Origin of the sequence: Brevibacillus centrosporus (assembly GCF_003710815.1) — a bacterium.
Classification (GTDB): domain Bacteria; phylum Bacillota; class Bacilli; order Brevibacillales; family Brevibacillaceae; genus Brevibacillus; species Brevibacillus centrosporus.
This window is the reverse complement of the sequence record NZ_RHHP01000038.1, coordinates 188,819-204,570: the sequence shown is the minus strand read 5'-3', so window position 1 is coordinate 204,570 and position 15,752 is coordinate 188,819. Positions and strand designations below refer to the sequence as shown.

The 15,752-nt window shown below is 50.0% G+C and carries 16 protein-coding genes; 4 read left to right on the top strand and 12 right to left on the bottom strand.

Features of this window, described 5'->3' with window-relative positions; all coding sequences use genetic code 11:
- Positions 1-346: 346 nt before the first annotated feature.
- Both EDM55_RS30470 and EDM55_RS25490 read left to right on the top strand, forming a co-directional pair.
- Positions 347-493: a hypothetical protein gene (locus EDM55_RS30470; RefSeq protein WP_170184503.1), complete on the top strand. Its 147-nt coding sequence runs from the start codon at positions 347-349 to the stop codon at positions 491-493.
- A 136-nt stretch (positions 494-629) separates the two neighbouring features.
- Complete coding sequence (locus EDM55_RS25490) at positions 630-794, top strand: YrzI family protein (RefSeq protein ID WP_122924919.1); 165 nt, start codon at positions 630-632, stop codon at positions 792-794.
- Between the two features lie 143 nt (positions 795-937).
- Here the strand turns inward: EDM55_RS25490 and mutY are convergent, their stop codons facing one another.
- Together mutY and EDM55_RS25480 are read right to left on the bottom strand one after the other, a co-directional pair.
- The gene (gene mutY, locus EDM55_RS25485) at positions 938-2,062 is read right to left on the bottom strand and encodes an A/G-specific adenine glycosylase (RefSeq protein ID WP_092267017.1); all 1,125 of its coding nucleotides are present in this window, start codon (positions 2,060-2,062) and stop codon (positions 938-940) included.
- Positions 2,063-2,086: 24 nt separating this feature from the next.
- A complete protein-coding gene (locus EDM55_RS25480) occupies positions 2,087-2,455 on the bottom strand; it encodes a hypothetical protein (protein WP_246070828.1) in 369 nt (122 codons plus the stop codon).
- Between the two features lie 84 nt (positions 2,456-2,539).
- Here EDM55_RS25480 and EDM55_RS25475 point away from each other — a divergent pair, with 84 nt between their 5' ends.
- Together EDM55_RS25475 and EDM55_RS25470 are read left to right on the top strand one after the other, a co-directional pair.
- Entirely contained in the window at positions 2,540-3,535 is a 996-nt protein-coding gene (locus EDM55_RS25475) for a metal-dependent hydrolase (RefSeq protein WP_122961666.1), read from the top strand.
- 143 nt (positions 3,536-3,678) lie between these two features.
- A complete protein-coding gene (locus EDM55_RS25470) occupies positions 3,679-4,242 on the top strand; it encodes a pyridoxamine 5'-phosphate oxidase family protein (RefSeq protein ID WP_092267019.1) in 564 nt (187 codons plus the stop codon).
- A gap of 65 nt (positions 4,243-4,307) precedes the next feature.
- Here EDM55_RS25470 and mle read toward each other — a convergent pair whose 3' ends face one another.
- From mle to EDM55_RS25420, 10 genes are all read right to left on the bottom strand, one after another.
- On the bottom strand, positions 4,308-5,168 hold the full coding sequence (mle, locus tag EDM55_RS25465; protein WP_092267020.1) for an alpha/beta fold macrolide esterase: 861 nt from the start codon (positions 5,166-5,168) through the stop codon (positions 4,308-4,310).
- Between the two features lie 306 nt (positions 5,169-5,474).
- Positions 5,475-5,921 (bottom strand): carboxymuconolactone decarboxylase family protein, encoded by a 447-nt coding sequence (locus EDM55_RS25460; RefSeq protein WP_174769260.1) that lies wholly within the window; start codon positions 5,919-5,921, stop codon positions 5,475-5,477.
- Positions 5,922-5,996: 75 nt separating this feature from the next.
- Positions 5,997-6,884 (bottom strand): RNA polymerase sigma-70 factor, encoded by an 888-nt coding sequence (locus tag EDM55_RS25455; RefSeq protein ID WP_122961664.1) that lies wholly within the window; start codon positions 6,882-6,884, stop codon positions 5,997-5,999.
- Complete coding sequence (locus EDM55_RS25450; RefSeq protein WP_092267023.1) at positions 6,884-7,678, bottom strand: dioxygenase family protein; 795 nt, start codon at positions 7,676-7,678, stop codon at positions 6,884-6,886. Before EDM55_RS25450 ends, EDM55_RS25455 begins: the two co-directional genes overlap by 1 nt.
- A gap of 139 nt (positions 7,679-7,817) precedes the next feature.
- A complete protein-coding gene (locus EDM55_RS25445) occupies positions 7,818-9,506 on the bottom strand; it encodes a methyl-accepting chemotaxis protein (protein WP_092267024.1) in 1,689 nt (562 codons plus the stop codon).
- Between the two features lie 118 nt (positions 9,507-9,624).
- Positions 9,625-11,340, bottom strand: a complete 1,716-nt coding sequence (locus tag EDM55_RS25440; RefSeq protein ID WP_092267025.1) for a glycerol-3-phosphate dehydrogenase/oxidase — start codon at positions 11,338-11,340, stop codon at positions 9,625-9,627.
- A gap of 144 nt (positions 11,341-11,484) precedes the next feature.
- Positions 11,485-12,042 carry a glycerol-3-phosphate responsive antiterminator gene (locus EDM55_RS25435; protein WP_092267026.1) on the bottom strand — a complete coding sequence of 186 codons (558 nt, stop codon included), beginning with the start codon at positions 12,040-12,042 and terminating at the stop codon, positions 11,485-11,487.
- Between the two features lie 54 nt (positions 12,043-12,096).
- On the bottom strand, positions 12,097-12,867 hold the full coding sequence (locus EDM55_RS25430) for an HAD-IIA family hydrolase (RefSeq protein WP_092267027.1): 771 nt from the start codon (positions 12,865-12,867) through the stop codon (positions 12,097-12,099).
- 36 nt (positions 12,868-12,903) lie between these two features.
- Entirely contained in the window at positions 12,904-14,610 is a 1,707-nt protein-coding gene (locus EDM55_RS25425) for an ABC transporter permease (RefSeq protein ID WP_092267028.1), read from the bottom strand.
- Entirely contained in the window at positions 14,610-15,740 is a 1,131-nt protein-coding gene (locus tag EDM55_RS25420; RefSeq protein WP_092267029.1) for an ABC transporter ATP-binding protein, read from the bottom strand. The genes EDM55_RS25425 and EDM55_RS25420 overlap by 1 nt, the downstream gene beginning before the upstream one ends.
- Between the last annotated feature and the right edge of the window lie 12 nt (positions 15,741-15,752).

The following is a 15,752-nucleotide window of genomic DNA, read 5'->3' as shown; positions in this document are numbered from 1 at the left end:
ACGGGGAAAAAATTCCCATATTCTAAGAGTAAGATTTTACAACTACTCGAAAGAAAGGAGGCTGCAACAAAATGATGACTGTCGTTATGAACCACCTCACTTATGCGGATCGTCTTATGGTTACTACAACTGAATATCGCAACGCCTCCTGGAAAAACGAATTGTAGTTGTCATTCGTGTCTTTACCAATGACTATTCGTTAAATACCAGACCGCAGGCGTTGTCGCTTGTGGTCTTTCCTTTTGGGAGAGCTGTTTCCAGACCGCAGGCCGTCGTCCGCGGTCTTTTCTGTGTCAAGCAACATCCATTTTTTTCTAAAATCTACCTTGAGAGGAGGTGATTCAATATGGTACTCAACTTTCTTTTCTTCACGATCAAAATTGAACGTTCTTCTGCTGTAGAACGCATGGTTGAAGGCGAACGCTCCCGCTATTTGGAAAAGCGCGCGGAAGCTCACGCATACGAAGCTGCACAACTGCTCAGCCGCATCTAATGCCACGTAAAAAAATCATTCAGGAGGGATGTTTTTATGAAAAGCAGAAAAAAGCGTCAGGTGATGAGGTTTACAGGAGTCAAATCGATAGACGGCGGCTGACTGACCAATTCCTTTGGGATGGGAGGGATATAGAGTGTACATTCCAATGATTTTTTTCACCATCACGATCAAATTCGAAAAGCGGCAATTAACGCCCGCACAACGTGAAGCAAGATGCAAACGGGATCTTGCTATCGCTGAAATGGAAGAGCGCAAGCGTCAAATCGCAGCGCAGTATCCGGAATTTTGGTTTCGTTAATAGACAACAATTGAACTTAGCCTACGTTAGAAAACTTGGCTCCGCCAAGCTTTGCGGTGGAGCCTTAGTTGCACTTATACTGGCTAAGAATCTTATAAATTCTTACTGTACAAGAAAGCCCTGCAAAGAAGCAGGGCTTTTGTTTATCTGGCAGACTCATTTCGTTTTTGCATTAAATCGCGAATTTTGTGATGGGCCCCAGGAAAAGTATAGGTATCCAGTTCATCGATCTCCACAAATCGGGCATGAGGCGGCAATTCCTCACCATCGATCCAGTCACAGGACCTCACTTGCATATTCCATTGCAAGTGGGAAAAGGTATGCTGAACGTCTCCCAGCATATCGATCACTTCGATATCGATGCCGAAGCGCTCGCGAATCCCGTTTGCCAATACTTCCTGCTTGGCAGCGTCACGCTCTACGTCAGTCTCCACCATCGGGAACTCCCACATGCCAGCCAAAAGTCCGGTTTCCGGTCTCTTGTTGATCAAGACTTTCCCTTCTTTCATGATGACACCTACCTGGAGATGAATCGGACGCGGCGGCTTCGCTTTTCCTTTGATCGGGAGGTCTTCCTGTACCCCCTCCTGACGAGCCATGCAATAATCAAAAACCGGACAGGTCAGGCATTGCGGCGTGCGCGGCACACAGACCATCGCGCCCAGCTCCATCAGCGCCTGATTGAAATCGCCGGCTCGTCCATGCGGAATCACCTGACGAACGAGATGCTCGATTTTGATCCGTGTCGCCGGTTTGGCAATATCATCTGTCAAATACAGCAAGCGAGAGAAAACACGCATCACGTTGCCATCGACAGCAGGCTCTGCTTTTTCATAAGCAATGCTCAAAATCGCCCCGGCTGTATAAGGTCCTACTCCTTTTAGTGTGGCGATTTCCTCCGGCGAGTCGGGTACCACTCCACCGTAGCGCGCCTGAACCTCGCGTGCTGCTGTCTGCAGGTTGCGTGCCCGCGAGTAATAGCCAAGTCCTTCCCACGCTTTTAGCACTTCGTCTTCGGGAGCTTCTGCCAATGCGCCGATCGTCGGGAATTTCTCCATGAAATTCGCATAATAAGGTTTAACGGTTTCTACGCGCGTTTGCTGCAGCATGATTTCCGATACCCACACGCGGTAAGGGTCTCGGTTGATCCGCCATGGCAGATCCCGCTTTTGCGAATCGTACCAAGCCAGCAAATCGGATGAGAAACCAAAGACATGAAATTCTTCTGGCAATGTATAAGTCAGTTCTTTTGTTTTCTTTCCAGCCATCTTTTGTACGTTTGCTCCTTTTCGTTATCGCTTCACGGCACGGAACGCCCAGACGTTCAGCTTGGCAGCACCGCCTGACACACAGGCACAAAAAGCTTCATCTGCCAAACGCCATGCCTTGATTTTCTCGTACTGCTCGACTTCTTCGACTTCAAACATTTCGACGAACAAGCCTGGCTGATCGATCCCTTCCAAACAGGAGTATGAAGCGGCTCCCATCGCGGACAGCTTTTCAGCCATTCCTTCGAGCAATATGAGCGCATCCTGTCGCTTGGCAGGGTCCAGCTTATATTCGATAAACACAGTCAGCATCACTTTGTCCTCCCCTTCGAGGTCAATCTTCCTCATCATACTTGTTTGTGGAAAACCGAACAAGATCACAATTTTTTTCAAATGAGGCGGGAATTCTCCTGCTCTCCACGCTATAATAAACCATAATAAATACAACAGGGAGGAAAGGAGGGGTACGCCGATTCCATGGATACCGCCACACATTTTGCTATGGGCTTCGGATTGGCAGGTCTCGCCTATCTCGATCCTGTCGTAGCATCGACTCCAGGACTCGCGGAAGCTGTGATGATCGGCACGGTCATCGGCTCACAAGCACCTGATCTGGACGGCTTGATCCGTATACGCGGCACCGCAGCTTATGTTCGCAACCATCGAGGCGTATCGCATTCAGTGCCAGCTCTGTTTCTCTGGACAGGGGCTACATTTGCTCTTATTCAGACCATCATGCCACAAACCTCGTGGCTCCATTTATTAGGCTGGATCTTTCTGGCGGTCTGCTTACACGTTTTCGTCGACTTGTTCAATTCCTATGGTACCAAGGGGTTGTATCCGTTTCGAGACAAATGGGTCGCTCTGAACGCCATTTTTATTTTTGACCCGTTCATCTTTGCTGCGCATCTGGTTGGCCTTATGCTATGGGCAGCAGGCCTTGAGCCGGGAAGGCTGTTTCTTTGGATTTATGTGATCATCGCCGTGTACTACTACTGGCGATGCCAAGCACAGAAGCGAACGACGGAGCTCGTCCGTCAAAGCATAGGCAAGTCAGGCACCTATACGATCATTCCCACGATTTCGTGGTCAAATTGGACTTTCGTTGCCAAGACCGAGCATCATTGGTACGTGGGCGAGATCCACTCGGGTGAAGTGATCATTCTCGACACCTTTTCGATCAAGCCCGAAAACGACCGAATCGCCGCAGCCAAAAAAAGTCGCAAGGTGCAGTCCTTCCTCTCGTTCACCCATCATGTGCACGTAGAGACAACAGAGCGCCCCTTCGGCTATGAGGTCAAATGGATCGATCTGCGGTATCGTTCACGCTTCCAGGGAAAAAGCCACTACATGTTCGTCGCCGTTGTTTACCTGGGCTTTGATTTGCAAATACGGGATTCGTTTGTTGGCTGGATCCATCGCGGAGAAGATCAGTTGACCAAGAAAATGGACCCCAATCGCCAGCTCGGATAACCTCTCGCCGTCCTCTCCATGGGCGGCTTTTTTGTATTTTGACCTGCCCCTTCTGTGGAAAACTGCCCCTTTTTACCGAGTCAAAAAAGCTCTAAGCTAAGGCTACTACTGCTCGTGGAACTTGTCCGATGGAGGGATTTATCATGATACCCATTCGCTATTCAAAGCGAACGCTAACCGATCAAGCACAAATCGATGCGTTCCTGTCTCATGCCAAAGTAGGGAATCTCGGATTATCCAATGGAGATGAACCGTATATCGTTCCCTTGAATTTCTGTTGGTGGAATGGACAGATTTACTTTCACGGGGCGGACTCCGGTCGTAAGGTCGAGATGATCGACGCGAATAGCCGTGTTTGTTTTAGCGTAACCGAGGAATACGGCACCATCGCCGACCCGATCCCTGCTCATACCGATACCGCCTATATGAGCGTTTTTTTGTCGGGAACAATCGCGCGTGTGCAGGAGCCTGAGGAAATGCGGGATGCCATGCAGGCGATGCTCGACAAGTACGTACCTGGCTACTACAAAGAGCCGCTTTCCCTGCAGCATGTTCTCAAATACCGTTCCTCGATGGGCAGTGTCACGGCTGTTTTCCGCATCACGCCAGACAGCTTGACGGCAAAAGGAAGTCCGGTCCCGGAGGAAAAGCTTTTTTATCCAGGTAGAACAGTGGGTGACGATACAGGAAAACCCGCTCAGTCGTAGTCTGCTGTATGAATAAAGGGGCTGCGATCGGCGCAAACCGGTCACAACCCCTTTTGTATGCTCACTTACTCTGCCGAGCTCGTATGCCTGTAAATACCTTTGATGATCGTTTCCCAATCATCGCTGTGCATCTCATGACCGGTCCCTTCAAGCGTCAATAGCGTCGCGGCCGGAATCTCCGCTGCGAGCGCCTCTGCGTGCGGAAAAGGCAGAATCGTATCATGCGTGCCGTGGATCACCAGTGTCGGTGCTTTGATTTCGGATTGCCGCCCTTCAAAAGCGTCATCTCCCACCAGCTGTGCGTGATTGAACATGCTAAGCAGGTTGTTGGCACGCTTGATTTCCTCCGTGACTTGCGCGTAAACGCGTTCTTCCTCAAAGACGTGGGCAGGACCGCACAAAATGGCTGAGCCTGCTACCAAATAATCCGCAACGGCCTTTTCATCTGTCCAGTCGAGCGAAGCCCCTTTTGCATGATAGGCAAGAACACTCTCGTCCATCGGCGGGAGATTGCGATGATTTTTGTCTGATCCAAACAAGCCGGAAGCAATCAGTGTCATCGACTGCACGCGCTCCGGATAATAGACAGCAATGACCTGCGCGATCATTCCCCCCAGCGACATCCCGACGAGATGCGCCTTTTCAATCTGGTACGCATCAAGCACGCCAACCGCGTCGTTTGCCATATCCGCTACCGAGTAATTTTTTGTCCCTGGAGCATAAACAGTAGAACGCCCGACATCCCGATTGTCAAAACGGATAACGTAGCGGCCCGTCTCAGCCAATCGTTCGCAAAACGCGGTATCCCAATACACCATCGAGCACATGGCCCCCATAATCAGCAAGACAGCTGGATCTTTCGGATCGCCAAAGCTCTGCGCACATATTTCAACACCGTTTACTTGATGGATGGTTTCCGGTCTCATGTGTAGTTCCCCATTTCATTCGTTTTTAGGCAATACGGAAGAAAGACAGACTCAAATAAACCCAAGCATTTTACAGAAAAATGAATGAGCCACTCGAGAACCTCTATCCCTTATCGCAGACGAATGAATTTGATAATCATGCTACACACCTCGAAGCTACATAGAATTGGGAATACTCCCTTCCCCATTGTACCAGATTCGGCGTCTTTTGATCGATTCGCAATGAATCCTTTTTGAGATAAAAAAGGAAGGGCATAGGAAAGATCGCTCTCCCCATGCCCCTCATGTTTTTCACTCTCGAACCGCTTACAGCTCAGCCGGTGCTGTCATCCCTGTAGTGATAGCCAGACGATTCCAAGCGTTGATCACGTTGATCGCCATAATCAAAGACACGAATTGCTTTTCATCAAAATGCTTGTGAACCTCTTCGTACAGTTCATCGGATACGCCGCCGACAGAGATCGTGGTAACCGCTTCAGTCAGAGCGAGTGCTGCACGCTCAGCATCTGTGTAGAAGGCAGCCTCTCTCCACGCGCTAAGCAAATAAATGCGTTGCTCGGTTTCCCCTAGCTTACGTGCATCCTTCGTGTGCATGTCGAGGCAGAAGGCGCAGCCATTGATTTGCGAAGCACGGATTTTGATCAGCTCCATCAGGCCCTTTTCCAGCCCGCACTCCTGGACGTAGCCCTCGAGCTTTATCATCGCTTGAAACGCTTGCGGATTTGCAGATCTATAATTCATTCTCGCTTTCATGTTCATCTTTCCCTTCGCTTGTTTTTGGCTTTACATTCTCCTAGACGAGGGAAGGGATACTCTTGTGACCAAAAATCACGCTTTCGGGGAAAAATGGGTCAATTTTTCTGGATTGACCACGAAATAGATCCTTTCGATCCTATCCTCATGCGGATTGAGTACCAGCGAGATGACTCGAATCGGCTGTCCCTCAACGGCTACGATGAGACCCGGCTGCCCGTTGATAGAACGAATCTGCAGATCGACACGGGCGTCTTCCCATTTGCGCCAGATGCCAGTGAGAAATGCCACAATACGCTGATCGGAGAAAATCGGATGCAGCGCAGCACGCGTTTTCCCTCCGCCATCCGAAATCAGCACCGCGTCCTCACTCAACAGCTGCACCAGTGCCTGTGAATCCGCGTGAGAGATCGCTGAAATCAGCTTCTCGACCAGTCTTTTGGAGCGTTCCGGCTGGACTTCTACCTGCAAGCCCGCTCCGTTCAGCTTTTGCTGGGCACGGCTGAGCAGCTTGCGGCAGGCAGCCTCGGATTTGTTCAATATCTCAGCGATGGTACTGTACTCATACCCAAGCGCAGTCCGCAATACGTAGACCACACGTTCATCCGGTGACAAAGTCTCCAGCAGGACGAGAAGCCCGTAGGATACCGATTCTTCCATCAAAACTGACTGAAGAGGGTCACTGCCTGTCGCATCATCCGCCAGTGGCTCGGGCAGCCACTCTCCCACGTACTGCTCCCTTTTCCAACGAGCGGACTTCATCGTATCCAGGCAGCGATTGGTCACAGCTTTGCAGAGATAGCTTTTTATGTGTTGAATGTCATCGATGTCGCTCTGCGTCAAGGCAAGGAACGTCTCCTGTACGATGTCCTCCGCCTCAGCCACGGAGCCCAGCATGCGATAGGCGAGGGAAAACATCAGCGATTTGTACTGCCGATAGACATCCTCCATGAGCCTCGTCATTATTCTGCCTTCCCGAATTGCCAGATCGTATGGCTGAGACTGCCATAACGAAAGCTCATATGCAGACGCTGCGCGATGCGATCGTCATCCGCAGCTCCCATCGCATAGACGAGAGGGACAAAGTGCTCACTGCCATAGGCTGGAACCGCTTTTTCAGCGTGGGGTGCCAGCGTGCGATATTGCGCCAGATCGGTCACGTTCCATTCCATCAGCGTTTCCTTGAGCCATTCTTCAAACTGCAGGGACCACTCAAAGGCTCCGCCCGAGGTTTCCCGCATATCGAGATAGGAGAAATTATGGATCGTGCTGCCGCTTCCGATAATCAGGACATCTTTGGCACGCAGAGGTGCCAGTGCTTTTCCGATCATATACTGCTGCTCGACCGTCATATTCGGATTCACGGAGAGCGCCACAACAGGCACATCTGCATCCGGATATACTTTTCGCAGCACCACCCAATGACCGTGATCCAGGCCGCGGGAACGGTTCAGGTTGACCGGGATTCCCGCCGCTTGCAGCAGCGCTACTGCTTCCTGCGCGATCTCCTCATCCCCTTTTGCGGGATACTGAATTTCGTACAGTGCCTGCGGAAAGCCGCCGAAATCGTGAATGGTCGGGAATGTCTCCATGACACCAACTTCTTGGGCAAACGCTTCCCAGTGAGCAGAGAACATCACGATCGCGCGAGGACGGTGCACGAGCAGATTCGGCAGGTTATGCAGCGCTTGTGTATAGGAATTGTCTTCTATTGCGAGCATGGGTGAGCCGTGAGCAATGAACAGGGATGGCATCATCTGAAACACTCTCCTCTTTCCTATTTCAACACGGTTACTTTTCGTAAGTATTATAACCGATCCGCTTTCCTTTTTCTATCCTTAGCATCGCCCTGATCGCAATAGGCGCCTTTTCCTCGCCACAATCCTCTGAAATCACCTATCGGAACCACTCAACTGCTCGCTTTAACTCTTCTGCCTGCCTCTCTAGCGAACGAGAGGCAGCATTTACTTCTTCACACGCCCGCACCTGTGTCTGGGTAGCCTCCACGATCTTATACGTTTGCTGGGCTCCCCCCTTCACCACGGAAGCTGTCTGCACAGAAGATGCGGACAATTGCTCCACACTGGCGGACATCTCCTCCGTAATGGCCGATACCTCTTGCACCTGACTCGAAATCTGTCCCATCCCGTGAGTGATTTGCTCAAAAGCTACCTCTGCTTCCTTCAATACGGATGCACCGTAGTGAACGTCCTGAGACATGCTTTGCATGGAAACGACCGCTTGGTTAGCCTCTACTTGTACGTTTTTGATCAGGACGGCGATCTGCTTGGCAAACCGGTCTGAGCTCTCTGCTAGTTGGCGTACTTCTTCCGCTACGACAGAAAATCCTCGTCCCTGCTCTCCGGCCCGCGCTGCCTCGATCGCCGCATTGAGCGCAAGCAGATTTGTCTGGGACGCAATCTGTGTGATCATCTCGACGATTTGATGAATCTTCTGCGAGCTTTCTCCCAACAGTTGTATCGCAATAACCGATTCATCCATCGCCGTAGTAATAGCGTCCATCTGAGTCGTTGCTTTTACTAGCGCGTGAATACCATGATTCGCATCTTGTGCGGCCCAGATCGATGCCTCTGCCAATGAAGCCGTAGACTCGGCCACACGTTGAATGCCAATTGCCATTTCTTCCATGGCCTTGGCGCTCTCATCTGTGCTCGTGACAGTAGCGTCGCTTCCCGCAGAGATTTCTGCCATCGCAACAGCAATTTGGTTGCTTGCTTCAAGCGTCTCCTCGGCATGTCCACTCAATTGTACAGACGAGTGCGTAACATGCTGGGCGGTGGCGTTTACTTGCATGGCAAATTCCCGCAGCTTGTTACGCATTTCATTGACATGTTTGGCCAATTCTCCGATTTCATCCCGATTTAACACGACGAGGTCCGTCTTGCCCAGCTGCCCCTCTGTGACCAGCTTGACCGCATGTACAACCTGCAGCAAAGGACGGCGGATGTGTCTGGTCAGCATAAATGAGAGCAGCAAACTGATTAAGAGGGCGACCCCCATGCTGATCAGCGTATTTTTTCTCCCCGACTCATGTAGAGAAGTGGCCTGAGCTGTTGCAGTCGCCGCTCCCTCCTGACTCATGCGTATCAGATTTTCTAAATAGCCCTCCATCACCTGAAACATGGTGTCTGCTTCCCGTTGTAAATCTGCCACCGAGACTTCCTCCGACTGCTCCACCAGTGTCTGATAAGCCAGTTGATAGTTGGACCAGGAAGCCTTCAAGGATTGAAAATACTTTTCCTCCTCCTTGCTCAAGGGATGGTTTCCATACTCCTCAAATTGCTTTTGGATCTGTTCAAGCGTCTGCTTTGCTTCTCCGTCGATAATGCCTTTTTTGCTCAAATCGCTCGTACTTGCGTATTGAAGCTGCAATGAAAAAAAGTGCTCTGTCTGATATTTGATATGTAAGATTGCTGTCGTCTTGGGAAGCCAGTTTTCGTTGATTTCCTCTGCCTTGCTATTGATTTGTTCTTCTGTTCGCAATCCTAGCCAGCCTAAAGTGGCCATGAGGATCAGCATGCACAAAAAACCTGAAAACAACTTCGTTCCCACCGTCTGCCTCATCTCACTCGCTCCCTACCTGAATTTTATAAAAAACGCACTGCACATCTGCATGGTGAACCTACAAAAAAGCGGAGAAAAAGAACCTGACCAAATGGGCACTTTTTCTCCAACTCTTTATCTACAACGCTTTTCGCTTTGTTGGTGGATTGGATGTCAGAGAGATTTCCTCTTCATTTTTGGGGAGATGGTAAATCGTTTCCAGCAATTCGTTGACGGCTCCGCGTTCTTTTTCTTTTTGGGCTTCGTTCCATCCCAGCGTGGCCCCCATCATCCGAATGACCGCATCAGCCTTCTCCTCCGCTTTCTTAAGCTGAAAATAGGTCCAGCCCGTACGCAGGCGTAGGAAATCGACTGCTGTCGTGGTCATCTCTGCTTCCATCGCATACGAAAGCTGCGCCCACAGAAGCTGCTCTTCACTTTGCTTCTTCCCCTTTTCTTGGCGCGTTTCCAATCGGCTGTAAATGTGCAGGGTGTTGGTTCCGTAGGTTTCGATCCATTCCTGTGCCGTGGCAGCATCTACCCCTTTGGACACGCCCGCTTGCAAAAGCTCCTGCTTGCAGGCTGCATAATCGGTATGTCCCATACGTTCACCACCACTGATCACGGTTTGATCTGTACGACAAGCGTCAAATCGACGGCCTGACTCCCTGGATAAATCTACCGCGACCAAATCGACTACTTTTTCAGCCATTTTCCGAAATCCCGTCAGCTTTCCGCCAGCGATGGTGATCAGGCCTGAATCCGAGATAAATATCTCATCTTTGCGAGACAGCTCAGATGGGCCTTTTCCTTCTTCATAGATGAGTGGACGGAGCCCTGCCCAATGAGAGACTACGTCTTTCTCTTCCAGCTTCACATCTGGGAACATCGCGTTCACTGCTCGCAGCAAATAGTCCCGATCTTCTTTTGTCGTGCGCGGCTGATCGATGTCTTGCTTGTAGCCTGTATCGGTGGTGCCGACATACGTGATATTCCCACGTGGAATGACGAACATCATGCGTCCATCCGGAGTATCGAAGTAAGCAGATTGCGTAACCGGCAGCTTATCCTTTTCCACAACCAGATGCACACCTTTGGTTAAATAGAGACGCTTCCCTTTCAGTGAGCCATCGAGCTTCCGTACGCCATCCACCCACGGTCCCGTTGCATTGACGATTTTTTTCGCATAAATCTCGTATGTCTTTCCTAAATGACGATCCGTTACCTTGACTCCAACTGCCTTCTGCCCACGGTAAATAAATTCGGTCATCTCCGTATAGTTGACGATGCTTGCTCCTTGTCGCCAGGCGGTCTTCATGATGTCCAGCGTAAGTCTCGCATCATCTGTTCGGTACTCGTAATAGTAGCCTGCGCCCTTCAGGCCGTCTTTTTTCAACAGAGGTTCGAGGCGCAGCGTCTCTTCCCTGCTCATCATTTTGCGCCGTTCCCTACGCTCTACCCCTGCGAGCCAATCGTAGACGTACAGTCCAACAGAGGACGCCAGATATCCGTACGTCCCTCCCTTGTAAACAGGGAGCAGCATCGGAGCCGCAACAACGAGATGCGGTGCATTCTTGTACAAGATGGCTCGTTCACGGCCTACCTCCTGTACGAGTTTGACATCTCCTTGCTTTAAATAACGCAATCCGCCATGGATCAGCTTCGTTGAACGGCTGCTGGTGCCGGACCCGAAGTCGTTCTTCTCCAACAGGCCGACGCGAATCCCGCGCTGACTCGCATCGAGTGCAATCCCTGCTCCCGTAATCCCGCCTCCGATCACCAGCAGGTCCAATTCTTTCTCTGCCATACTGGTGAGGACAGCAGTCCGATTATTCGCAGAAAAATGAGTGTTCATCTCCGCTCTCCCTCTCTATTTGCATGTGCTGGTTGTTCAAAAAAACAGAAAACCCCCATGAAAAAGAGCAACTTGAACATGTCAAGTTGCAGCTTCTCCACAGGGGGTTCTCTTGTTCTCTTCCCTTATGAAAATGCTATGGTGCTACGACCATAATTCATTTGTTCCGACAGAGACAGCTAGTGCTCCAGCGGCCAAAGCTTCGTTAATCTCTTTTTTGGTATCGATCAATCCACCTGCAATGATCGGCAAAGGCGTCAAGTTCGTCATCTCCTGAATAACGCGAGGCATGACACCTGGCATTACCTCGACTGCGTCAGGCAAGGATTGCTCGATTACTTTTATTCCTTTGAGCACGGCATTACGATCGATCAAAAAAATCCGTTGAATCGCCATCAGGTTCATCTCTTTTGCCACCCGGATCAGGCTGCTTCTTGTCGAGATGATCCCTGTCGGTGCTATATTTTTGGCGACATAAGCGACACCGCTTTTATCTGCTGCGATACCTTCGATAAACTCCATGTGCAAGAATACGTGTTTATCGACGGCTTTGACTCGATCCACCAGCTCTTTAATGTTGAAAATCGACCCTGTAAGCAAAAAGATAATATTCGCTTCGCTTCGGATCGCAATCTCTAAATGCTGTTCGTCCTGAACTGCGGCAATTGTCTGGCATTCGACCAGATCAACAATCGGGTACATTCCATTAACCTCCATTAAACTGGAATCACTACCCTAAATTATAACATGCTTATCTCAGAGGTTAACGATGTCTTTAATACTATTCAGTATATAACGAGGAGTATACTCACTGGTTTCTGCCATCGCGCGAGTAGTGATTCCAGTCAGGACAAGAACAGAGCTCATCCCCGTATCATTCCCCATCTTGATATCTGTTTCCAGACGATCTCCGACCATGTAGCAAGCATCATAATCCAGACCGAGATGCTGAACAGCAGCCTCCGCCGCGATCTTGGACGGCTTGCCGACAACGAGCTGAATGGGCGTACCTGTCGCTCCCTCCAGTGCGCCGATCAGGGCTCCTGTATCTGGGATCTGTCCATCTTCTAGCGGGCATGTACGATCAGGATTGGAGGCAATCACAACGGCTCCCCGAATCGCAGCTTGATACAAGTCATTGAGTCGGTCATAGGTAAACTGACGATCCCAAGAAAGCACGACGTAGCTCACTTCCAGTGGATTCTCGCTCATGGCAATACCGTGATCACGCAGCTCATCACGGATCGGTTCTTCTCCGATCACCAATACCTTATCCTCTTTCTTGCACACATTTTGTAAATAACGAGCGACGATCAAAGACGAATTCAAAATATCGTCTACACTTGTAGGAATCCCCATCTTGGTCAACTTGTGCGCGTATGACTGCCGGGTCGCTATCGGCTTGTTGGAAAGGAATACGACTTTATCCCCTCTGCTGCGCAAGGCGTGTATAGCTTCCGCTGCCCCTTCGATTAACTGGTCTCCCAGATAGACGGTTCCGTCCAGATCAAAAATAAATCCCTTCATTCCTCACACACTCCTGCCTTCCTGTTCTGTCGACTATCAATAGAGCTGATCTTTTGTGATCTTCTTCGCCAGTGCTTGGAGAATAATCACGATCACGATAATCAGGATCGCCATCGCGCACGCCGTATAATATTCGCCGCGCAGCAGGTTTTGGAACACGGCCAAGCTCATGGGTGCCCATTCAGTCGGAGCCAAAAGAATCGAAATACTCGTTTCTTTAATCACGGTAACAAAAACCAAAATGGCCCCCGCTGCAATTCCCGGTAGCATCAATGGACCGATGACTGTGATTGCGGCGATGAGAGAGGAAGCTCCCAAGCTGACAGCAGCCTCTTCGATGTCTTTGCGTATCGCCATCATCGAGCTCATCGTTGAGCGAATCATGTAAGGCATACGGCGAATCGTATAGGCGATGATGAGCAATAATGCCGTACCTGTCAGATGGATTGGCGCTGTGTTAAAGGTCTGGATCAGAGCGATCCCCAGCGCGATACCAGGCACGATCAACGGAATGGACGATACGAAGTCGAGCCCGCCCGATCCGCGACGTACAACAAAATAAGAAACAAAGGTCGAAATCACTACGCTGAGCACCAGCGTACCGGCAGCCAGCACCATACTGTTCCAAATATTCTTGCCCGAGGTACTGAAAATGGTCTTGTAATGACTCATGGTATAGCCGTCCGGCAACGCATGGTGTCCCCATGTCGTCGCAATCGAGGATAGGAAAATCGAACCTAGAGCTAAAATGGGAACCAGCATGACCAAAAACGTGTAGATAGTCAAACCTGCAATGGTTCCTTTGTGGTCGTTCAGCTTTTGCTTCGTTGGTTTTCCGGAAATCGTTCCGTACTCTCTCCCTTTAATCACAAGACGTTGCAGCCAGAAGAAGAAAGCTGCGACTAGCAGCATAATGACAGTCAATACTGCCGAACCTGCCCAGTTAAAGAACCCTGCAATCTCCCGGTAGGACTCTACGACAATCAGATTCAATTCCTTTGGTGCCAAAATAATCGGTGTCCCAAAATCGGAAAAGCTGACCGTAAAAATCAATAGCATACTAGAAACGATCCCAGGAACCGCAAGCGGCAGTGTGACTCGCAAGAACGTATACCAGCTCTTCGCTCCCAAATTTTGTGAAGCCTCTTCCAAGGTGACATCACAAATCTTGAATGCGGCAACCATTGGCCACAGAGCATACGGGAAGAAGAAAAAGACTTGAACGAGGACGATCCCCAGCATGGACTGCACATCAAAAATGACACCCTCCCCACCAAAGCTATGGTAGAGCTGCGTCACCCAGCCTGTTTTCCCAAACATCAGGACAAAGGCATGGGAAGAGATAAACGTAGGCATGATCAACGGAATCGTGCACAAAGCCGCAAAGAAAGACTTAAACGGCATCTTCGTTCGAGCAAATGCATAAGCGATGGGCAGTACGATCACTGTAACCAGAACTGCCACGCCTGTCCCCAGCTTCAAGCTGTTCATCAAAGCGGCGAAATAGCTGTTTCCTTCACTAAAAATCGACGTGTAAGCCTCCACAGAAATATTGGAGAGCTTCTTTATCGTAGAGTCGAATATTTTCTGGCTAGTAAAGCTGCCGAAAATGTTTACAGGTTGGCCTGTAAAGCTGACGAGCAAAATCGAAAAGAGCGGTACAAGCAGGAAGACAAAGAAGAACAGATAAATCAGCCACTTGAGAACGGTTAACCCATTAAGCTTTGCGGTCAAACGTTTCATCATAACGCCACCACTCGATTCGGATCGATTTGCAGCTTCACCCTTGTTCCTGATGGCAAGATTGGACTGCCCGCTTCGAACACCGTATCAACCTCAAAGCGCAACTCGCCAACCTTGACATCGTATCGGATCGTCGGGCCCAAATAAGTGGATAGTTCAATCGTTCCATCCAAGATGTTCTCGTCGTCAGCTGCTTTCTCGCTCGTTAACAGGCGAATGCTCTCAGGTCTGATGATGACTTCTACGTCTTTTTTGTTCGTTGGGTATGTGGAACGAAGGAATCTGTTATCCCCAATCTCAATCAAGGTTTCACCCGAATCATTTACCCCTTTGACCGTTCCGTTCAAGATGTTGGAGGAACCTACAAAATCGGCTACAAACTTGTTTGCCGGGTTACTGTACAAAGCCGTAGGCGTATCAACCTGCACCAGGCGACCGCCGTGCATGACCGCCACACGGTCAGCCATGCTCATGGCCTCCTCCTGATCGTGCGTGACGAAAATCGTCGTGATCCCTACCTTTTGCTGGATCTGCCGAATCGTGACGCGCATGACGTTGCGCAGCTTTTTATCCAAATTGGAGAGAGGCTCGTCCATCAGCAAAACAGCAGGCTCCATCACAAGCGCTCGAGCAAGTGCCACGCGCTGCTGCTGACCACCGGACAATTGACCTGGCAGACGATCAGCCAAATGTCCCAATTCCACAAAATCAAGAGCATCCCTGACTTTTTGCTCGGTAGCACGATCTACCTTGCCAAGTCTTCTGTTCAGTAAATGTGCCAATGTCGATAGCTTTGTGCCAAAACCGCCTTCATAAAAACGGCGAATATTTAAGCTGTACGCCACATTTTCGAAGACGTTTAGATGAGGAAACAGTGCATAGCTTTGGAAAACCATCCCGCAATTGCGTTGATTCGCTGGAATCTGATTTACGTTTCGATCACCGATGAAGATAGATCCGGAGGTCGGCGTCTCAAAACCGGCTACACAACGCATTGTCGTCGTTTTCCCGCAACCGGATGGACCCAGGAGGGCGAAAAACTCGCCCTCTTGAATCTCCAGATTGACATCTTCCAAAGCGGTGTTTCCGTTAAATTGTTTGTTTAAGTGCTCAATCTTCACCGATCCCATTGGAAGATCCCC

What these genes read in the sequence shown, in the direction of transcription:
- mutY (WP_092267017.1), bottom strand. Translation starts at nt 2,062, where the DNA reads ATGGCTGGAAAGAAAACAAAAGAACTGACTTATACATTGCCAGAAGAA.
- EDM55_RS25440 (WP_092267025.1), bottom strand. Translation starts at nt 11,340, where the DNA reads ATGAACACTCATTTTTCTGCGAATAATCGGACTGCTGTCCTCACCAGT.
- EDM55_RS25460 (WP_174769260.1), bottom strand. Translation starts at nt 5,921, where the DNA reads ATGAAAGCGAGAATGAATTATAGATCTGCAAATCCGCAAGCGTTTCAA.
- EDM55_RS25455 (WP_122961664.1), bottom strand. Translation starts at nt 6,884, where the DNA reads ATGACGAGGCTCATGGAGGATGTCTATCGGCAGTACAAATCGCTGATG.
- EDM55_RS30470 (WP_170184503.1), top strand. Translation starts at nt 347, where the DNA reads ATGGTACTCAACTTTCTTTTCTTCACGATCAAAATTGAACGTTCTTCT.
- EDM55_RS25450 (WP_092267023.1), bottom strand. Translation starts at nt 7,678, where the DNA reads ATGATGCCATCCCTGTTCATTGCTCACGGCTCACCCATGCTCGCAATA.
- EDM55_RS25430 (WP_092267027.1), bottom strand. Translation starts at nt 12,867, where the DNA reads ATGAAGGGATTTATTTTTGATCTGGACGGAACCGTCTATCTGGGAGAC.
- EDM55_RS25420 (WP_092267029.1), bottom strand. Translation starts at nt 15,740, where the DNA reads ATGGGATCGGTGAAGATTGAGCACTTAAACAAACAATTTAACGGAAAC.
- EDM55_RS25445 (WP_092267024.1), bottom strand. Translation starts at nt 9,506, where the DNA reads ATGAGGCAGACGGTGGGAACGAAGTTGTTTTCAGGTTTTTTGTGCATG.
- EDM55_RS25425 (WP_092267028.1), bottom strand. Translation starts at nt 14,610, where the DNA reads ATGAAACGTTTGACCGCAAAGCTTAATGGGTTAACCGTTCTCAAGTGG.
- EDM55_RS25475 (WP_122961666.1), top strand. Translation starts at nt 2,540, where the DNA reads ATGGATACCGCCACACATTTTGCTATGGGCTTCGGATTGGCAGGTCTC.
- EDM55_RS25435 (WP_092267026.1), bottom strand. Translation starts at nt 12,042, where the DNA reads ATGTACCCGATTGTTGATCTGGTCGAATGCCAGACAATTGCCGCAGTT.
- EDM55_RS25470 (WP_092267019.1), top strand. Translation starts at nt 3,679, where the DNA reads ATGATACCCATTCGCTATTCAAAGCGAACGCTAACCGATCAAGCACAA.
- mle (WP_092267020.1), bottom strand. Translation starts at nt 5,168, where the DNA reads ATGAGACCGGAAACCATCCATCAAGTAAACGGTGTTGAAATATGTGCG.